The 17,099-nt window shown below is 40.6% G+C and carries 17 protein-coding genes; 12 read left to right on the forward strand and 5 right to left on the reverse strand.

Going from position 1 to position 17,099, the window contains the following annotated elements:
• Nucleotides 1-138: 138 nt before the first annotated feature.
• The 3 genes from tuf (at nucleotide 139) to ffh (ending at nucleotide 3,395) form a co-directional block, all read left to right on the forward strand.
• On the forward strand, nucleotides 139-1,335 hold the full coding sequence (tuf, locus tag HMPREF3057_RS07525) for an elongation factor Tu (protein WP_001040720.1): 1,197 nt from the start codon (nucleotides 139-141) through the stop codon (nucleotides 1,333-1,335).
• A gap of 144 nt (nucleotides 1,336-1,479) precedes the next feature.
• Nucleotides 1,480-1,812, forward strand: coding sequence for a putative DNA-binding protein (locus tag HMPREF3057_RS07530; RefSeq protein ID WP_000402066.1), 333 nt, complete (start codon nucleotides 1,480-1,482; stop codon nucleotides 1,810-1,812).
• 11 nt (nucleotides 1,813-1,823) lie between these two features.
• A complete protein-coding gene (gene ffh / locus HMPREF3057_RS07535; protein ID WP_038805126.1) occupies nucleotides 1,824-3,395 on the forward strand; it encodes a signal recognition particle protein in 1,572 nt (523 codons plus the stop codon).
• An 82-nt stretch (nucleotides 3,396-3,477) separates the two neighbouring features.
• On the opposite strand, the gene HMPREF3057_RS07540 is transcribed toward ffh, so the two are convergent.
• From HMPREF3057_RS07540 to guaA, 5 genes are all read right to left on the reverse strand, one after another.
• Nucleotides 3,478-4,476, reverse strand: a complete 999-nt coding sequence (locus tag HMPREF3057_RS07540) for a sensor histidine kinase (RefSeq protein WP_038806155.1) — start codon at nucleotides 4,474-4,476, stop codon at nucleotides 3,478-3,480.
• Nucleotides 4,466-5,149, reverse strand: coding sequence for a response regulator transcription factor (locus HMPREF3057_RS07545; protein WP_049479013.1), 684 nt, complete (start codon nucleotides 5,147-5,149; stop codon nucleotides 4,466-4,468). The genes HMPREF3057_RS07540 and HMPREF3057_RS07545 overlap by 11 nt, the downstream gene beginning before the upstream one ends.
• Before the next feature lie 32 nt (nucleotides 5,150-5,181).
• Nucleotides 5,182-7,110, reverse strand: coding sequence for an FtsX-like permease family protein (locus HMPREF3057_RS07550; protein ID WP_257371135.1), 1,929 nt, complete (start codon nucleotides 7,108-7,110; stop codon nucleotides 5,182-5,184).
• A 115-nt stretch (nucleotides 7,111-7,225) separates the two neighbouring features.
• A complete protein-coding gene (locus HMPREF3057_RS07555; RefSeq protein WP_049479015.1) occupies nucleotides 7,226-7,999 on the reverse strand; it encodes an ABC transporter ATP-binding protein in 774 nt (257 codons plus the stop codon).
• Nucleotides 8,000-8,245: 246 nt separating this feature from the next.
• Complete coding sequence (gene guaA, locus HMPREF3057_RS07560; protein WP_038806148.1) at nucleotides 8,246-9,808, reverse strand: glutamine-hydrolyzing GMP synthase; 1,563 nt, start codon at nucleotides 9,806-9,808, stop codon at nucleotides 8,246-8,248.
• A gap of 140 nt (nucleotides 9,809-9,948) precedes the next feature.
• On the opposite strand from guaA, the gene HMPREF3057_RS07565 reads away from it, so the two are divergent.
• The 9 genes from HMPREF3057_RS07565 (at nucleotide 9,949) to HMPREF3057_RS07600 (ending at nucleotide 17,040) form a co-directional block, all read left to right on the forward strand.
• Nucleotides 9,949-10,647, forward strand: a complete 699-nt coding sequence (locus HMPREF3057_RS07565) for a GntR family transcriptional regulator (RefSeq protein ID WP_070697082.1) — start codon at nucleotides 9,949-9,951, stop codon at nucleotides 10,645-10,647.
• Nucleotides 10,648-10,783: 136 nt separating this feature from the next.
• Nucleotides 10,784-12,070, forward strand: a complete 1,287-nt coding sequence (locus tag HMPREF3057_RS07570) for a peptidase U32 family protein (protein ID WP_070568709.1) — start codon at nucleotides 10,784-10,786, stop codon at nucleotides 12,068-12,070.
• Nucleotides 12,071-12,084: 14 nt separating this feature from the next.
• Entirely contained in the window at nucleotides 12,085-12,396 is a 312-nt protein-coding gene (locus HMPREF3057_RS10055; protein WP_080566831.1) for a CHY zinc finger protein, read from the forward strand.
• A gap of 231 nt (nucleotides 12,397-12,627) precedes the next feature.
• Nucleotides 12,628-12,828: a F0F1 ATP synthase subunit C gene (locus HMPREF3057_RS07575; RefSeq protein WP_001054551.1), complete on the forward strand. Its 201-nt coding sequence runs from the start codon at nucleotides 12,628-12,630 to the stop codon at nucleotides 12,826-12,828.
• A gap of 32 nt (nucleotides 12,829-12,860) precedes the next feature.
• Nucleotides 12,861-13,577 carry a F0F1 ATP synthase subunit A gene (gene atpB, locus HMPREF3057_RS07580; protein ID WP_000392938.1) on the forward strand — a complete coding sequence of 239 codons (717 nt, stop codon included), beginning with the start codon at nucleotides 12,861-12,863 and terminating at the stop codon, nucleotides 13,575-13,577.
• Between the two features lie 18 nt (nucleotides 13,578-13,595).
• Complete coding sequence (atpF, locus tag HMPREF3057_RS07585) at nucleotides 13,596-14,090, forward strand: F0F1 ATP synthase subunit B (protein ID WP_000366309.1); 495 nt, start codon at nucleotides 13,596-13,598, stop codon at nucleotides 14,088-14,090.
• A complete protein-coding gene (locus tag HMPREF3057_RS07590; protein ID WP_000358981.1) occupies nucleotides 14,090-14,626 on the forward strand; it encodes a F0F1 ATP synthase subunit delta in 537 nt (178 codons plus the stop codon). The genes atpF and HMPREF3057_RS07590 overlap by 1 nt, the downstream gene beginning before the upstream one ends.
• A gap of 14 nt (nucleotides 14,627-14,640) precedes the next feature.
• Nucleotides 14,641-16,146: a F0F1 ATP synthase subunit alpha gene (gene atpA, locus HMPREF3057_RS07595; RefSeq protein WP_070697084.1), complete on the forward strand. Its 1,506-nt coding sequence runs from the start codon at nucleotides 14,641-14,643 to the stop codon at nucleotides 16,144-16,146.
• A 15-nt stretch (nucleotides 16,147-16,161) separates the two neighbouring features.
• Nucleotides 16,162-17,040 carry a F0F1 ATP synthase subunit gamma gene (locus tag HMPREF3057_RS07600; RefSeq protein ID WP_000301231.1) on the forward strand — a complete coding sequence of 293 codons (879 nt, stop codon included), beginning with the start codon at nucleotides 16,162-16,164 and terminating at the stop codon, nucleotides 17,038-17,040.
• Nucleotides 17,041-17,099 lie beyond the last annotated feature (59 nt).

Raw genomic sequence — 17,099 nt, forward strand, 5'->3', positions numbered from 1 at the left:
ATAAGATTTAGATTAATTCACAAAATATGTGTAAAACACTTGCAATTTAGCAGAAATTTGATAAAATAGTAAGGAAAGTTAGACTGTATTGCCTACTGTCTATCTATAAAATATATTTTATTGGAGGCTTTTACTCAAATGGCAAAAGAAAAATACGATCGTAGTAAACCACACGTTAACATTGGTACTATCGGACACGTTGACCACGGTAAAACTACTTTGACTGCAGCTATCACAACTGTATTGGCACGTCGCTTGCCTTCAGCAGTTAACCAACCAAAAGACTATGCGTCTATCGATGCTGCTCCAGAAGAACGCGAACGCGGTATCACTATCAACACTGCGCACGTTGAGTACGAAACTGAAAAACGTCACTACGCTCACATCGACGCTCCAGGGCACGCGGACTACGTTAAAAACATGATCACTGGTGCCGCTCAAATGGACGGAGCTATCCTTGTAGTAGCTTCAACTGACGGACCAATGCCACAAACTCGTGAGCACATCCTTCTTTCTCGTCAGGTTGGTGTTAAACACCTTATCGTCTTCATGAACAAAATTGACTTGGTAGACGACGAAGAATTGCTTGAATTGGTTGAAATGGAAATCCGTGACCTCTTGTCAGAATACGACTTCCCAGGTGACGATCTTCCAGTTATCCAAGGTTCAGCTCTTAAAGCTCTTGAAGGTGACTCTAAATACGAAGACATCATCATGGAATTGATGAACACTGTTGATGAGTACATCCCAGAACCAGAACGTGACACTGAAAAACCATTGCTTCTTCCAGTCGAAGACGTATTCTCAATCACTGGACGTGGTACAGTTGCTTCAGGACGTATCGACCGTGGTACTGTTCGTGTCAACGACGAAATCGAAATCGTTGGTATCAAAGAAGAAACTCAAAAAGCAGTTGTTACTGGTGTTGAAATGTTCCGTAAACAACTTGACGAAGGTCTTGCCGGAGATAACGTAGGTGTCCTTCTTCGTGGTGTTCAACGTGACGAAATCGAACGTGGACAAGTTATCGCTAAACCAGGTTCAATCAACCCACACACTAAATTTAAAGGTGAAGTCTACATCCTTACTAAAGAAGAAGGTGGACGTCACACTCCATTCTTCAACAACTACCGTCCACAATTCTACTTCCGTACTACTGACGTTACAGGTTCAATCGAACTTCCTGCAGGTACTGAAATGGTAATGCCTGGTGATAACGTGACTATCGACGTTGAGTTGATCCACCCAATCGCCGTAGAACAAGGTACTACATTCTCTATCCGTGAGGGTGGACGTACTGTTGGTTCAGGTATGGTTACAGAAATCGAAGCTTAATTCGATTAAGTTCCCAGAAGAACAATTATTTAAGTCAGACACTAAAAGAATCTTGCCTTGCAAGGTTCTTTTTTTCTTCTCCTTACTCTATTTGAAGTGCTTCTACTCTAGCAGTATAATAGTTTTTTTGGTATAATAAAAGTTATGGAAATCGAAAAAACCAATCGTATGAACGCCCTTTTTGAATTTTATGCGGCGCTTTTGACAGACAAGCAGATGAACTATATTGAACTCTATTATGCTGATGATTATAGTCTTGCTGAGATTGCTGAAGAGTTCGGTGTCAGTCGTCAGGCTGTCTATGATAATATCAAGCGGACGGAAAAGATTCTAGAAGATTATGAGATGAAACTGCACATGTATTCGGACTACATTGTCCGCAGTCAGATTTTTGACCAGATCTTGGAGCGTTATCCCAAGGATGACTTTCTGCAGGAGCAGATAGAAATTTTAACAAGCATTGATAATAGAGAGTAAGAGGAAGAAAAATGGCATTTGAAAGTTTAACAGAACGTTTACAGAACGTCTTTAAAAATCTACGTAAAAAAGGAAAAATCTCTGAGGCTGATGTCCAGGAAGCAACCAAAGAAATTCGCTTGGCCTTGCTGGAAGCCGACGTTGCCTTGCCTGTTGTAAAGGACTTTATCAAGAAGGTTCGTGAACGTGCAATCGGACACGAGGTCATTGATACCCTCAATCCAGCCCAACAGATTATCAAAATCGTTGATGAGGAATTGACAGCTGTTTTAGGTTCCGATACGGCAGAAATTATCAAGTCACCAAAAATTCCAACCATTATTATGATGGTCGGTTTGCAGGGGGCTGGTAAAACGACCTTTGCTGGTAAGCTGGCTAATAAACTCAAGAAGGAAGAAAATGCTCGTCCTTTGATGATTGCTGCGGATATTTACCGCCCAGCCGCCATCGACCAGTTGAAAACACTTGGACAGCAGATTGATGTTCCAGTCTTTGCACTTGGAACAGAAGTACCAGCTGTTGAGATTGTTCGCCAAGGTTTGGAGCAAGCGCAGGCCAACCACAACGACTATGTTTTGATTGATACGGCAGGGCGTTTACAAATCGATGAACTTCTCATGAATGAGCTTCGTGATGTTAAAGCACTGGCTCAGCCAAATGAAATCCTCCTCGTCATTGATGCCATGATCGGTCAGGAAGCGGCTAATGTTGCCCGTGAGTTTAATGCTCAGTTGGAAGTAACTGGTGTCATCCTTACCAAGATTGATGGGGATACTCGTGGTGGTGCGGCCTTGTCTGTTCGCCACATCACTGGAAAACCTATCAAGTTCACTGGTACGGGTGAAAAGATAACAGATATCGAAACCTTCCACCCAGATCGTATGTCAAGCCGTATCCTTGGTATGGGGGATATGCTGACCTTGATTGAGAAAGCTTCTCAGGAATACGATGAGCAAAAAGCCCTTGAAATGGCTGAGAAGATGCGCGAAAACACCTTTGATTTCAATGATTTCATTGATCAATTGGATCAGGTGCAAAATATGGGACCAATGGAAGACTTGCTCAAGATGATTCCAGGTATGGCTAACAATCCAGCCCTTCAAAACATGAAGGTGGACGAGCGTCAGATTGCGCGCAAACGTGCCATTGTATCTTCCATGACACCTGAGGAGCGTGAAAATCCCGATTTGTTAAATCCAAGCCGTCGCCGTCGTATCGCTGCAGGTTCTGGAAATACCTTTGTTGAAGTCAATAAATTTATCAAAGACTTTAACCAGGCCAAACAGCTCATGCAAGGTGTCATGTCTGGCGATATGAACAAGATGATGAAGCAAATGGGAATCAATCCAAATAACCTTCCAAAAAATATGTCAAATATGGGAGGGATGGATATGTCTGCCCTTGAAGGCATGATGGGACAAGGTGGAATGCCGGATATGTCAGGTCTCGGAGGAGCAGGCATGCCAGATATGAGCCAGATGTTTGGTGGCGGACTCAAAGGTAAAATCGGTGAATTTGCCATGAAACAGTCTATGAAACGTATGGCCAACAAAATGAAAAAAGCGAAGAAAAAACGTAAATAAAAAAGGAAAGCAGAAGTGCTTTCCTTTTTGGTATAAAATATGTGCTTTCTATGATTAGGCAATTTTCTTAATTGAAAAATGACTAAATAGAAAGAGAGATTTCAAAGCCTTGCATCCATTCGGATTTTACTGTGATTTCGATTTTTAAAGCATCTGCTAATTGTTTGACCAGATATAGGCCCATGCCTGTTGATTTTTTCCTTGTCTCTCCTGAATCACCTGTAAAACCTTTCTCAAAGATATGAGGTAAGTCACAAGCTTTAACTCCGCAGCCATTATCCCTAATAATCAGACTTGTACGTCCCTTGTCTTTTGATATATAAATATTGAGTTCGGGTTTGTCGGAGCTATATTTAATGGAGTTGGCTAGGATTTGAGAGAGGATAAATTCAAAACTGCGTTGATCGGTGTAGCAGATTCCTTGTATGTTTTCTACCTTAATCGTAAATTTCTTTTCTTTGAGCAAGGGATCAAAGTTTTCCAAAAGATCTTGGATACACTCTTCTAGGTCAAGGTATTCAAATAGAAAATCATTTTTCTCACTTTTCACCCTGTAGTAGAATAGGATCTGTGATACATTTTCTTGGATTTGCTTTTTCACATAGTCCAACTTAAAAGCTGTATCCTCAGGCAACTGGTCGCTTTGATTGTCCAAAAGGAGGGAAAGAAGCGACAGAGGGAGTTTAATCTCATGCGCCCATTTTTCAACATAGTCCTCATACTCGGCTAGTAATGAGTTGAGTTTTCCTATTTCAGCCTGCTTTTGATAAAGTGTATCTGCTATTTTTTCAATGCTTTCTTTTTCTGAGGCACTTGATAAATGCAATAATTCAAGCTCAGTATCCGTCTTGGGATTGGCTATGAAGGCTTTATAGGCAGATGATTTTTTTCTTTCTGTTTTTATAAGTAAGAATGATAGGATGAAAAAAAGCAGGACGGTGGCTAAAATATAGAGAAGGATGAGGGCTTGAAACATTCTCACATCTGAAAGCCAAAGCAGGACAGCTGTAAATAGATCAAATGCTAAGAGAACAAGTAACCAAGGCAGATAACTAGCTAGATATTTTAGATTATGTTTCATCTGGACTTACCTCTTCAAGCTTGTAACCAATACCTCTGACGGACTTGACTTGAAGGGCAATGCCAGCCTGTTTCATCACCTTTTTTAGCCTTGCAATGTTTACTTGTAGGGCATTTTCATCGATGAACTCAGTTGTATTCCACAGTTTCATACTTAGTTCTTCTTTTGTGACGACAGGAGCATTAGTAACCAATAAGGTTTCTAACAATTTCCCTTGATTTTGGGGGAGTAAAATCGAGTGTCCATTGATATAAAGGGTATAGGTCTGTCTATCCAGCAGAAAATTATCTTTTTCAAGCAAATTTTGTCTACCTTCATAGCGTTTCAAGATGTTTTCTATACGAGCCAAGAATCTTTCTTTCTTGAAAGGTTTTGTTAAGTACTCGTCAGCCCCTAATTTTAGGGCGTAAATCTCATCTTTTAGTTGTTCACGGGAGGTGAGAACCAATATGGGCACAGAGCGTTTGGATTTGAGATTTTTACAAATTTGAAAACCAGTTTCTCCTGGTAAATTCAAATCCAGTATGATTAGATCCGTATCGTATTGCAGCACTTGTTGGCTTGTATCTTTGAAGTCAGTCAACTTATCAACTTGATAATTCGCTTTCTCTAACAAGATGACAATTTCATCTCGAATCAAGGCCTCATCCTCAATAACCAGGATATGCTTCATATTGGTTCCTCCTTTTCCTATTTTATTCTATCTTATTCATCTCTTTTGGGTTCCATTAAGGACAACAAGTATTTGTTGCTATTTTTCTTTACAATTCTGATATAGATGACTTCAAAACCTGCTAAGAGCAGTACTATCAGCATGGCTGTGATAAATTTCTGCCCCATGACCATTCTTGCACTGGCTGGTACTATTCCTGTGAGGAGGGAGCCCACTCCGAAGCTACTACTGATAAGTGCAAGGGCTATTGGCAGACCGAAATACCAATTGATTTGCTTTTCTGAAGATTTACAAAGAGTTTCGTAGTTGGCTCCGAGATGGATCAAGGTTTGGTATCGTCTGTAGGATTGTCTTTGTCCCATCAAAAACTGAACGCCAATGATTGTATTTGCCACAACAAGGAAGATGATAGCCAGATAGATAGTGATATAGCTGGCAGAGATAATGTAAAATAATTGTCTTCCCATATTTTGTATATAGCTTTCATAGCCAAGAGAGGTTTGATCTAGCTTTTCATTCGTATCTGAGATAGCTCTCATCAAGCCTTTTTCTTTGACCAGCTCAGGAGCCAAGATACCGCTGACATAGTTCGAGTAGTGACTGTCTGTATAGTTCATAAAGACTTCATCTGGGACTATGAGGGCAACAGAGAGGGTGATTTCACGATCCGTTACAATCGGTAAAGACTCCACCTCTCCAATCAATTTCACCTCATTCCCCATGACGTTGATTTGAGGCTTCGTCTTCAGAACAGAGTTGACGAGACTTTCATCTGGGAGAAAATCTTTCCCCATATACAAGTAGGCTTCCTTGCTAGTTAATTCTAGAGGAGGGAGATTGGCAGCCTTTCTAAGTTCATTGTATTCGGAAACTGGTATGAGGTGGGAAGTAGTAGACTGTTTAAATCTTTGGAGCAAAATTTCCATGTTCTTGCTGCCTTTTTGCTTTTTCAACTCCTTGATGATCTCTTCGAAGGACACGGACTCGTGTTCTTTCGGTTTGCCTACTTTAATTTGCAGAATCTTTGAAAACTGTGATGCTAGTCCAGCAGCTTCAAGCTCTTTTTTAACTGTATTCACATCAAGATTTTCATCTGTATCCTGCTTGCTATTTCTAAATGTATAATCCAATACGTGGGTTTGATTGCCTAAATTGCCACTTGAAATAGCAACACCTGCTCCAAAGAGGCACAAGGCAGAGAAGATTAAGAGGGAGCAGATGGCCAGTATAGTTGAGCGCTGGATAACTAATTCCTGAATCTGTCTAAAATTATAGGCATGAAGTTTTCGATTGCTTCCAAGCTTAACCAAGAAGTCTATAAATAAACGCATACCAAAGAAGAGGAGGATAGTTCCTAGAGTCCCCAAGAAAACAGTGATGCCCATGGTTATGACACTCTCCCAAGCTCGTCCACTCATACCCATGTAATAGGCTGTTCCAAGAAGTAAAATCCCTAGGACGGAAGCAAGAAGGTACACACCCTTGGGGAGTAGTTTCTTCATTCCAGAGGGTGAATAGGCAAGCAGGTTTCCGATTTCCTTATTGGCTGTTTTTGCACTTAAAAGAACAAAAACAGCTAATTTTACGGCTAGGAAGCCGATGACTGTATAGAGTAGAGCTGTAGTAGATAGAGAAAATTGATGCTCAATAATTCCTAGTCCCACAATTTTAGCGGTTATTAGGCTGATTAGTTCTGAAATCAAGATTGAAATTGGAAGACCTACTCCAAGGGCAAGGACACTGTTTCTCAAATCCTCAAGGAGGAGTAGCAAGAACAGTTTGGTTCTTCGCATGCCTAATGTGAGATACACACCAAATTCATGTTTTCTTCTTTCCATCTGCATACTGCTTGCGAAGTAGACTAGAAAAAAGAGAATAAAGAGCGTTGCTACGTAAAGAATCGGAATCATGCTAAAGAGTTTATTTACAGCGTCACTTTCTATTTGTTTTAGAAAGATCATCACATCTTGATGTGACAAAGAAAGGATGATGTAAAAGGAGATAATAGAAAGAACCATGGAACTGAAGTACAAGCCATTATTTTTTCGATCTCTCTTGCTATTTCTTGAGACTAATTTAGAAAACATTGCCATCACCTCCAGCTAGGGCTGCCATGACCTTTAGTATTCTGTGGTAAAAATCTTCCTGACTTTCTCTTGGATAATCGCGTCGGATTTCATGGAATAGTTTTCCGTCTTGGATGAACAAGATGCGGTTGCAAAAGCTGGCTGCGACTGAATCGTGTGTCACCATGAGAATGGTGGTTTCTTCCACTTGATTCATTTCAGCTAATTTTTGCATCAAAATGGTCGCATTTTTTGAATCCAAAGCTCCTGTGGGCTCATCTGCAAATACAATCTTAGGGTCTAAAATCAAAGCACGCGCAGCAGCTACCCTTTGCCGTTGACCACCTGATAATTGAGAAGGGAACTTATCCAGGAGTTCAGAAATATCTAGATATTGGGAGAGCAATTCTAATCGAACCTTGCTTTCGTTGGCATCGACCTTGTGCAAAGACAAGGGGAGTAAAATATTTTCTTTGGCTGTCAGATTGTCCAAAAGCTCAAAATTTTGAAAGAGGTAACCAATTTCCTTGCCACGATAATCAGCTAACTGGTTCCCTTTTAACTGACCTAAATCTTTTTCTTGCATTTGAATGGAGCCGTCAGTTGGTTTGATGATAGTAGCGAGACAGTTAAGAAGGGTTGTTTTCCCAGAACCACTGCTCCCCATAATCCCTAAGAATTCACCTTTGACAACTTGAAAAGATATACCGTTCAAGGCTTTGGTGATATTCGGATCTTTTCCATAATGCTTTTTTAATGATTCTACTCGTAAAATTGTTTCCATGTGAGACACCTCCATCTTTTGTTAATTTCATTATAATATGAATCAGAGTAGAATAACACTTACGGATGATGTAAGAAATCTTTATCATTAGGTTATTGGATCTATGCTTACTATATTATAGCATGGTTTTAGGGATTTAAAAAGCGGAGTTGAGAGTCGAGAAATTTTCTTAATATTGAAATTATAAAAAATAATACTACTGTAGTCCATGCTCCAGCAGTATTATTTATTATTTTATAGAAAATTCTATTCCCACTCCACGGTTGCAGGTGGTTTACTTGTAATATCGTAGACGATACGGTTAACGTGGTCTACTTCGTTAACGATACGTACAGAAATTTTTTGAAGGACTTCCCAAGGAATCTTGGCAAAGTCAGCTGTCATACCATCGATAGAAGTAATGGCGCGAATGGCAATGGTATAGTCATATGTACGACCGTCACCCATAACACCTACTGAACGAACGCCTGTATTGACAGTGAAGTATTGCCAGATATCGCGGTCAAGTCCAGCTTTAGCGATTTCTTCACGAAGGATAGCATCAGACTCACGAACAGTTTCTAGTTTTTCTTCAGTGATTTCACCCATGACACGGATAGCGAGACCTGGTCCTGGGAATGGTTGGCGCCATACGATGTGGTCTGGCATACCAAGCTCTGTACCGAGGGCACGGACTTCGTCTTTATAAAGAGTGTTCAATGGTTCAATCAATTCAAACTGCATGTCTTCTGGAAGACCACCAACGTTGTGGTGTGACTTGATGGTTTGGGCTGTATCTGTACCAGACTCAATCACGTCAGTGTAAAGCGTTCCCTGAGCAAGGAATTTTACATCTTTTAGCTTGCTTGCTTCGTCATCAAAGACATAAACAAATTCGTTACCAATGATTTTCCGTTTTTGCTCAGGATCAGAAACGCCAGCAAGTTTGTCAAGGAAGCGTTTTGCAGCGTCTGCTTTGACGATATTCAAACCAAACTTACCACCAAGCATGTCCATAACTTGGTCAGCCTCTCCCTTACGGAGAAGACCGTGATCTACAAAGATACAGATTAATTGATCACCGATTGCTTTTTGAAGAAGAACCCCAACAACAGAAGAGTCAACACCACCTGATAGACCTAGAAGAACACGCTTGTCACCTACAGTTTCACGGATTTTCTTGATCTGCATGTCGATGAAGTTGTCCATTGACCAGTCGCCTTTAGCCTTACAGATGTTAAGGGCAAAGTTGCGAAGGATATCATTTCCGTATACAGAATGGCGCACTTCTGGGTGGAATTGGATACCGTAAATGTGCTTTTCTGGGTTTTCAATAGCTGCATAAGGACAGTCAGCAGAAGTTCCAGTACGAACAAAATCAGCTGGAATCTCTGTAACAGCATCGCCATGACTCATCAAAACAATCTGTTCTTCAGGAGTCCCTTCAAAGAGGGCAGAAGTGGTATGAGTAAGTGGTGATTGGCCATACTCGCGGTTACCAGCATCACCTGCAGGAACAACTTTTCCTCCAAGTTTATGAGTTAAAAGTTGCATACCATAGCAGATTCCCAAAATTGGAATGCCAAGTTCAAAAATTTCTGGGTCAATATCAAATGAACCATCTTCGTATACAGAGTTTGGTCCACCAGAGAGGATGATCCCTACAGGGTTAATCGCACGAACCTCTGCAGCTGAGATTTTGTGACTTTTTAGCTCTGAAAAAACACCAATTTCACGAATACGGCGTGAAATCAGCTGGTTGTATTGGCTACCATAGTCCAGCACAATGATCTTTTCGACATCTTGCAAATCAGTTGAAATGTTGCTCATCTTTTTCCTTTCTCAAAAGAAATATCTTTTTCAATATTCTATCACAAATAGGGGCGAATTACCAACTAAACAAGGCGAAGTTTGACTTTTTCTTAGCAAATACGGTACAATGGAGAAAATAAAGAAAAGAAGTGAAAATCATGTTACCAGCTTATATGAAAATCCACGATCAGATCAAGAAGGATATAGATGAGCATTATTGGAAAATCGGAGAGAGGCTTCCAAGTGAGCGAGATTTAGCTGAACAGTTTCAAGTTAGCCGGATGACATTACGCCAAGCTATCTCTCTCTTGGTCGAGGAAGGAGTTTTGGAGCGTCGTGTAGGAAGTGGGACTTTTGTCTCTAGCACTCGTGTCCAAGAAAAAATGCGAGGAACAACCAGTTTTACGGAGATTGTCAAATCTCAAGGGAAAGTACCTTCCAGCCAACTCATTTCTTACAGAAGAACCATTCCAAATGAGCAAGAGGTCGCAAAGCTGGGGATTACTCCAACAGAGAATATTATCCGCATGGAGCGGGTTCGGTATGCCGATCAAGTTCCTCTGGTCTATGAAGTTGCTTCTATTCCCGAAAAGTTTATTAAAAATTTTAAAAAAGAAGAAGTAACCAGTCATTTCTTTCAGACCTTGCAAGAACATGGTTACCGAATTGGAAAATCCCAACAGACCATTTATGCGAGATTGGCTAAGGAAAAGATTGCCCATTACTTAGAAGTCGAGAAAGGGCATGCGATTCTAGCCTTGACTCAGGTTTCCTATCTCGATGATGGTACGGCTTTTGAATATGTCAAGAGTCAGTATGTGGGTGAACGTTTTGAATTTTATCTTGAAAACAACTAGTCTCAGAAGACTAGTTTTTCGTTTCTAAGAAGATTAGAATTGTCAAAACAATCTGTCTAGGCTTGATTTTATCACTTATTTACTATAAAATGAGAAGGAAAAACGTCAAACTTTTATATTGCAAATAGGAGAAAAAATGACAAAAACATTAAAACGTCCTGAGGTTCTTTCACCTGCTGGGACTTTAGAAAAACTGAAAGTAGCTGTTCAATATGGTGCGGACGCAGTTTTCATCGGTGGACAGGCCTATGGTCTTCGTAGCCGTGCGGGTAACTTTACCTTTGAGCAGATGGAAGAAGGTGTCCAGTTTGCTGCTAAGTACGGTGCCAAGGTCTATGTGGCTGCTAACATGGTTATGCACGAAGGAAACGAAGCTGGTGCTGGAGAATGGTTCCGTAAGTTGCGTGATATCGGGATTGCGGCAGTGATCGTGTCAGATCCTGCCTTGATTATGATTGCAGCAACAGAAGCACCAGGTCTAGAAATCCATCTTTCAACTCAAGCCAGTGCAACCAACTATGAAACTCTAGAGTTCTGGAAAGAACTTGGTCTAACTCGTGTGGTTTTGGCCCGTGAAGTTTCAATGGAAGAATTGGCAGAGATTCGCAAACGTACAGATGTTGAGATTGAGGCTTTTGTCCATGGAGCCATGTGTATTTCTTACTCAGGTCGCTGTACGCTATCAAACCACATGAGTATGCGTGATGCCAACCGTGGTGGTTGTTCACAGTCTTGCCGTTGGAAATACGATCTCTATGACATGCCCTTTGGTCAAGAACGCAAGAGTCTTAAAGGTGAAATTCCAGAAGAATTTTCGATGTCAGCCGTTGACATGTCCATGATTGACCATATTCCAGATATGATCGAAAACGGTGTAGACAGTCTCAAGATTGAAGGTCGTATGAAGTCTATTCACTATGTTTCAACAGTTACCAACTGCTACAAGGCAGCTGTAGATGCTTATCTCGAAAGTCCTGAGAAATTTGAAGCTATCAAACAAGACTTGGTGGATGAGATGTGGAAGGTTGCCCAGCGTGAATTGGCAACAGGTTTCTACTACGGTACGCCGTCTGAAAATGAACAGTTATTTGGCGCACGTCGTAAAATTCCTGAATACAAGTTTGTCGCTGAAGTGGTTGCTTATGATGATGCGACCCAAACGGCAACCATTCGTCAACGAAATGTCATCAACGAAGGCGATCAAGTTGAGTTTTATGGACCAGGTTTCCGTCATTTTGATACTTATATCGAAGATCTTCATGATGCCAAGGGCAATAAAATCGACCGTGCTCCAAATCCAATGGAACTCTTGACCATTAAGGTTCCTCAACCTGTGCAAGCTGGGGATATGGTTCGAGCTCTCAAAGAAGGTCTTATCAATCTCTATAAGGAAGACGGGACAAGTGTCACAGTTCGTGCCTAGATAAGGAAAAGTGAATGATTCAAGTGCAAGGATTGTTGGTAGATAATGAAAGCAGATGTGTTCACTATCATGGTGAAAAGGATATTATTTCCCTCCAGTGCTATGAGTGTAAAAAATACTATGCTTGCTATCAGTGCCACAATGCTATAGAAACGCATTTGTTTTCACCTTACCCCTTGACGCTTGCGGAGGATCGACCGATTTTATGTGGGGCTTGTATGAGGACAATAACATTTCAAGAATATCAAAAACAAATAGCCTGCCCTTATTGCAAATCTCCATTTAATCCAGGGTGTAAACAACACTATTCCTACTATTTCAAATAAAATGAATCTATCCAAGTTCTAAACTTGGATTTTTCAATTTATTTCGGAAAATATAGAGAAAGTGGAAACACATTTCATCATAAAATGAGAAACTTATCTATACAGTGGTATAAAAATAGCAAAAATAAAAATAAATCATCTGAAACGCTTCCAACGTAAGTAAAAAGTTGACAAAAACAAATTTTAGGACTAAACTAAGTAAGTAAATTTTAAATAAAAGGAGAATTCATCATGAATTTAACATTTTTCGGTCTATGTCTTGCCTGTATGGGTGTATCTCTTGCAGAAGGATTTTTGATGAACGGTTTGTTCAAGTCTGCAGCACGCCAACCAGACATCATCCCACAATTGCGTAGTTTGATGATCATGGGGATTGCCTTTATCGAAGGAACATTCTTTGTAACCTTGGCGATGTCATTTGTCATTAAATAGACAACTCTATTTAGAAATGGAGGTGTCAAACCATGGAAGAAAGTTTGAATCCAACCGTTAATATTGGACCAATATCCTTTGATTTGACCCTGCTTGCCATGTCTCTTGTAACTGTTTTGATGGTTTTTGCCTTTGTCTACTGGGCAAGTCGTAAAATGACCATCCGTCCAAAGGGCAAACAAAATGCTCTTGAGATGATTTACGACTTTGTGATTGGTTTTACCAAACCAAACATTGGAGAATCATACATCAAGGATTATTCCTTATTTCTGTTTTCTCTATTTCTGTTTATCTTGGTTGCCAATAATATCGGCTTAATGGCAAAAGTACAAACAACAAACGGTTATAACTTGTGGACTTCCCCAACAGCCAACCTTGGATACGATTTATCCCTATCATTCTTGATCACTTTGATCGCCCATGTAGAAGGAGTTCGTCGTAGAGGCGTTAAAGAATATTTGAGAGCATTTGTTACACCTGGCTTTATGACTCCGATGAACATTTTAGAAGAGTTCACCAATTTTGCTTCCTTGGCGATTCGGATCTACGGAAATATTTTTGCCGGTGAGGTCTTAGCTGGATTGCTATTAGCCTTGTCACAAAATGCTTTGTATTGGTATCCTTTTGCCTTTATCGCAAACATGTTATGGACAGCCTTTTCAATTTTCATTTCATGTATTCAGGCTTATGTATTTACCATGTTGTCATCTATGTACATTGGTAAAAAAATAAATGAAGGGGAAGAGTAAGTAGAGGAGGATTAGAAGATGGATTTAACTATTAGTACCATTATCGGTGACTTTATTCTTATCGCTGGTTCCTTCCTTTTATTGATCTTTTTAGTGAAAAAATATGCTTGGGGAAATATTTCCAGCATCTTGGATGAACGTGCTGAAAAGATTTCTTCAGATATTGATGGTGCCGAGGAAGCCCGTAAAAAGGCTGAGGAACTAGCTAACAAACGTGAAGCTGAGTTAGCAGGTAGCCGTACCGAAGCTAAAACGATTATCGAGAATGCAAAGGGAACTGCTGAGAAAAGTAAAGCCGATATTTTAGCCGAAGCTAAACTTGAAGCAGGGCGCTTAAAAGAAAAAGCCAACCAAGAAATTGCGCAAAATAAAGCTGAAGCTTTACAAAGTGTTAAGGGCGAGGTGGCAGATTTGACAGTTAGTCTAGCTGGGAAAATCATCTCACAAAACCTTGACAGTCATGCCCATAAGGAACTCATTGATCAGTATATCGATCAGCTAGGAGAAGCCTAATGGACAAGAAAACAGCAAAGGTAATTGAAAAATACAGCATGCCTTTTGTCCAATTAGTGATTGAAAAAGGAGAAGAGGACCGGATTTTTTCAGACTTGGATCAAATCAAGCAAGTCGCAGAAGAAGCGGGCTTACCCTCTTTTTTAGCTCAGGTGGCAGTTGATGAGTCAGATAAGGAAAAAACAGTTCGTTTCTTTCAAGACTCTGTGTCACCTTTAATGCAAAACTTTATTCAAGTTCTGGTTTACAATCACAGAGCAAATCTTTTTTATGAAGTAATTGCAGATTGTTTGAATCGCCTTGAAAAAGAGACCAATCGTTTTGTTGTCACGATTTCTTCAGCCCATCCTTTAACAGATGAACAGAAGGAACGTCTGCTCCCATTGATAGAGAAAAAAATGTCTCTGAAAGTGCGGAGCGTCAAAGAACAAATTGATGAAGGACTCATTGGTGGTTTTGTCATTTTTGCTAATCACAAGACAATTGACGTGAGTATTAAACAACAACTTCGAGTTGTTAAAGAAAATTTGAAATAGAAAGTGGTGTTCTTTTGGCAATTAACGCACAAGAAATCAGCGCTTTAATTAAGCAACAAATTGAAAATTTCAAACCCAATTTTGATGTATCTGAAACAGGTGTTGTAACCTATATCGGGGACGGAATTGCGCGTGCTCACGGCCTTGAAAATGCCATGAGTGGAGAGCTGTTGATTTTTGAAAACGGCTCTTATGGGATGGCGCAAAACTTGGAGTCAACAGATGTTGGGATTATCATCCTAGGTGACTTTACAGATATTCGTGAAGGCGATACAATTCGTCGTACAGGTAAAATCATGGAAGTTCCTGTTGGTGAGAGCCTTATTGGACGTGTTGTGGATCCACTTGGTCGTCCAGTTGACGGTCTTGGAGAAATCCACACTGATAAGTCTCGTCCAGTAGAAGCGCCGGCTCCTGGTGTTATGCAACGTAAGTCTGTATCAGAACCATTGCAAACTGGTTTGAAAGCTATTGATGCCCTTGTTCCGATTGGTCGTGGTCAACGTGAGTTGATTATCGGTGACCGTCAGACAGGGAAAACAACCATCGCTATTGATGCTATTTTGAACCAAAAAGGTCAAGATATGACCTGTATCTATGTCGCTATTGGACAAAAAGAGTCAACTGTTCGTACGCAAGTTGAAACACTTCGTCAGTACGGTGCCTTGGACTACACAATCGTTGTGACAGCTTCTGCTTCACAACCTTCTCCATTGCTCTTCCTAGCTCCTTATGCTGGGGTTGCTATGGCAGAAGAGTTTATGTACCAAGGGAAGCATGTTTTGATCGTTTATGATGATCTTTCAAAACAAGCGGTCGCTTATCGTGAACTGTCTCTCTTGCTTCGTCGTCCACCAGGTCGTGAAGCCTTCCCTGGGGATGTTTTCTACCTTCATAGCCGTTTGCTTGAGCGTTCAGCTAAGGTTTCTGATGAACTTGGTGGTGGTTCAATCACAGCTCTACCATTTATCGAGACACAAGCAGGAGATATCTCTGCTTATATCGCAACCAACGTGATTTCAATCACAGATGGTCAAATCTTCCTTGGCGATGGTCTCTTCAATGCGGGTATTCGTCCAGCTATCGATGCGGGTTCATCTGTATCCCGTGTAGGTGGTTCTGCACAAATCAAAGCTATGAAGAAGGTTGCTGGTACACTTCGTATCGACCTTGCTTCATATCGTGAGTTGGAAGCCTTCACTAAGTTTGGTTCTGATTTGGATGCGGCTACTCAAGCTAAGTTAAATCGTGGACGTCGTACCGTTGAAGTTCTGAAACAACCAGTTCATAAACCATTACCTGTTGAGAAACAAGTAATCATTCTTTATGCTTTGACACATGGTTTCTTGGATACGATTCCTGTAGATGACATTGTTCGTTTTGAGGAAGAGTTTCATGATTTCTTTGATGCACAACATCCAGAGATTTTGGAAACTATTCGTGAAACAAAAGACTTGCCAGAAGAGGCAGTCTTGGATGCTGCGATTACAGAGTTTCTCAATCAATCCAGCTTCCAATAAGAATAGAGGTGTCAAATGGCAGTATCTCTAAATGATATTAAAACAAAAATCGCCTCAACAAAAAATACTAGTCAAATCACCAATGCCATGCAAATGGTATCGGCTGCCAAGTTAGGTCGCTCTGAAGAAGCAGCACGTAACTTTCAAGTTTATGCTCAGAAGGTTCGTAAGCTTTTGACGGATATTCTGCATGGTAACGGATCTGGTGGTTCTACCAATCCGATGCTCATTAGTCGCCCAGTTAAGAAAACAGGCTATATCGTTATTACTTCAGACCGTGGCTTGGTTGGAGGTTATAATGCTTCCATCCTTAAAGCTGTGATGGAGCTGAAAGAAGAATACCATCCAGATGGTACAGGTTTTGAGATAATCTGTATTGGTGGTATGGGAGCTGATTTCTTTAAGGCTCGTGGCATTCAACCAATCTATGAACTACGTGGCTTGGCTGACCAACCAAGTTTTGATGAAGTTCGTAAAATTATTTCAAAAACGATTGAAATGTATCAAAATGAACTTTTTGATGAACTCTATGTTTGTTACAACCATCATGTCAATACTCTCACAAGTCAAATGCGTGTGGAACAAATGTTGCCGATTGTTGACTTAGATCCAAATGAAGCGGATGAAGAGTATAGCTTGACCTTTGAGTTGGAAACGAGTCGTGATGAGATTCTAGAGCAGTTGTTACCTCAGTTTGCAGAAAGTATGATATACGGGGCTATCATCGATGCCAAGACAGCTGAGAATGCTGCAGGTATGACAGCCATGCAAACGGCGACTGATAATGCCAAGAAAGTCATCAATGATTTGACAATCCAGTATAACCGTGCCAGACAGGCGGCGATTACACAAGAAATTACAGAAATTGTAGCGGGGGCTAGTGCCTTAGAATAAGGCTCTAGTCCAGCTCGTATGAAAATGAACTTATACTCAATGAAAATCAAAGAGCAAAC

The organism is Streptococcus sp. HMSC072D05 (genome assembly GCF_001815805.1).
In the GTDB taxonomy this organism is placed as follows: domain Bacteria; phylum Bacillota; class Bacilli; order Lactobacillales; family Streptococcaceae; genus Streptococcus.

Bases quoted from the DNA above. Each gene is read 5' to 3' on its own strand.
- tuf (WP_001040720.1), top strand. From the start codon at position 139: ATGGCAAAAGAAAAATACGATCGTAGTAAACCACACGTTAACATTGGT.
- HMPREF3057_RS10055 (WP_080566831.1), top strand. From the start codon at position 12,085: ATGATTCAAGTGCAAGGATTGTTGGTAGATAATGAAAGCAGATGTGTT.
- HMPREF3057_RS07575 (WP_001054551.1), top strand. From the start codon at position 12,628: ATGAATTTAACATTTTTCGGTCTATGTCTTGCCTGTATGGGTGTATCT.
- HMPREF3057_RS07590 (WP_000358981.1), top strand. From the start codon at position 14,090: ATGGACAAGAAAACAGCAAAGGTAATTGAAAAATACAGCATGCCTTTT.
- atpF (WP_000366309.1), top strand. From the start codon at position 13,596: ATGGATTTAACTATTAGTACCATTATCGGTGACTTTATTCTTATCGCT.
- HMPREF3057_RS07550 (WP_257371135.1), bottom strand. From the start codon at position 7,110: ATGATCTTTCTAAAACAAATAGAAAGTGACGCTGTAAATAAACTCTTT.
- HMPREF3057_RS07570 (WP_070568709.1), top strand. From the start codon at position 10,784: ATGACAAAAACATTAAAACGTCCTGAGGTTCTTTCACCTGCTGGGACT.
- atpB (WP_000392938.1), top strand. From the start codon at position 12,861: ATGGAAGAAAGTTTGAATCCAACCGTTAATATTGGACCAATATCCTTT.
- ffh (WP_038805126.1), top strand. From the start codon at position 1,824: ATGGCATTTGAAAGTTTAACAGAACGTTTACAGAACGTCTTTAAAAAT.
- HMPREF3057_RS07545 (WP_049479013.1), bottom strand. From the start codon at position 5,149: ATGAAGCATATCCTGGTTATTGAGGATGAGGCCTTGATTCGAGATGAA.
- HMPREF3057_RS07600 (WP_000301231.1), top strand. From the start codon at position 16,162: ATGGCAGTATCTCTAAATGATATTAAAACAAAAATCGCCTCAACAAAA.
- HMPREF3057_RS07565 (WP_070697082.1), top strand. From the start codon at position 9,949: ATGTTACCAGCTTATATGAAAATCCACGATCAGATCAAGAAGGATATA.
- HMPREF3057_RS07530 (WP_000402066.1), top strand. From the start codon at position 1,480: ATGGAAATCGAAAAAACCAATCGTATGAACGCCCTTTTTGAATTTTAT.
- HMPREF3057_RS07540 (WP_038806155.1), bottom strand. From the start codon at position 4,476: ATGAAACATAATCTAAAATATCTAGCTAGTTATCTGCCTTGGTTACTT.
- HMPREF3057_RS07555 (WP_049479015.1), bottom strand. From the start codon at position 7,999: ATGGAAACAATTTTACGAGTAGAATCATTAAAAAAGCATTATGGAAAA.
- guaA (WP_038806148.1), bottom strand. From the start codon at position 9,808: ATGAGCAACATTTCAACTGATTTGCAAGATGTCGAAAAGATCATTGTG.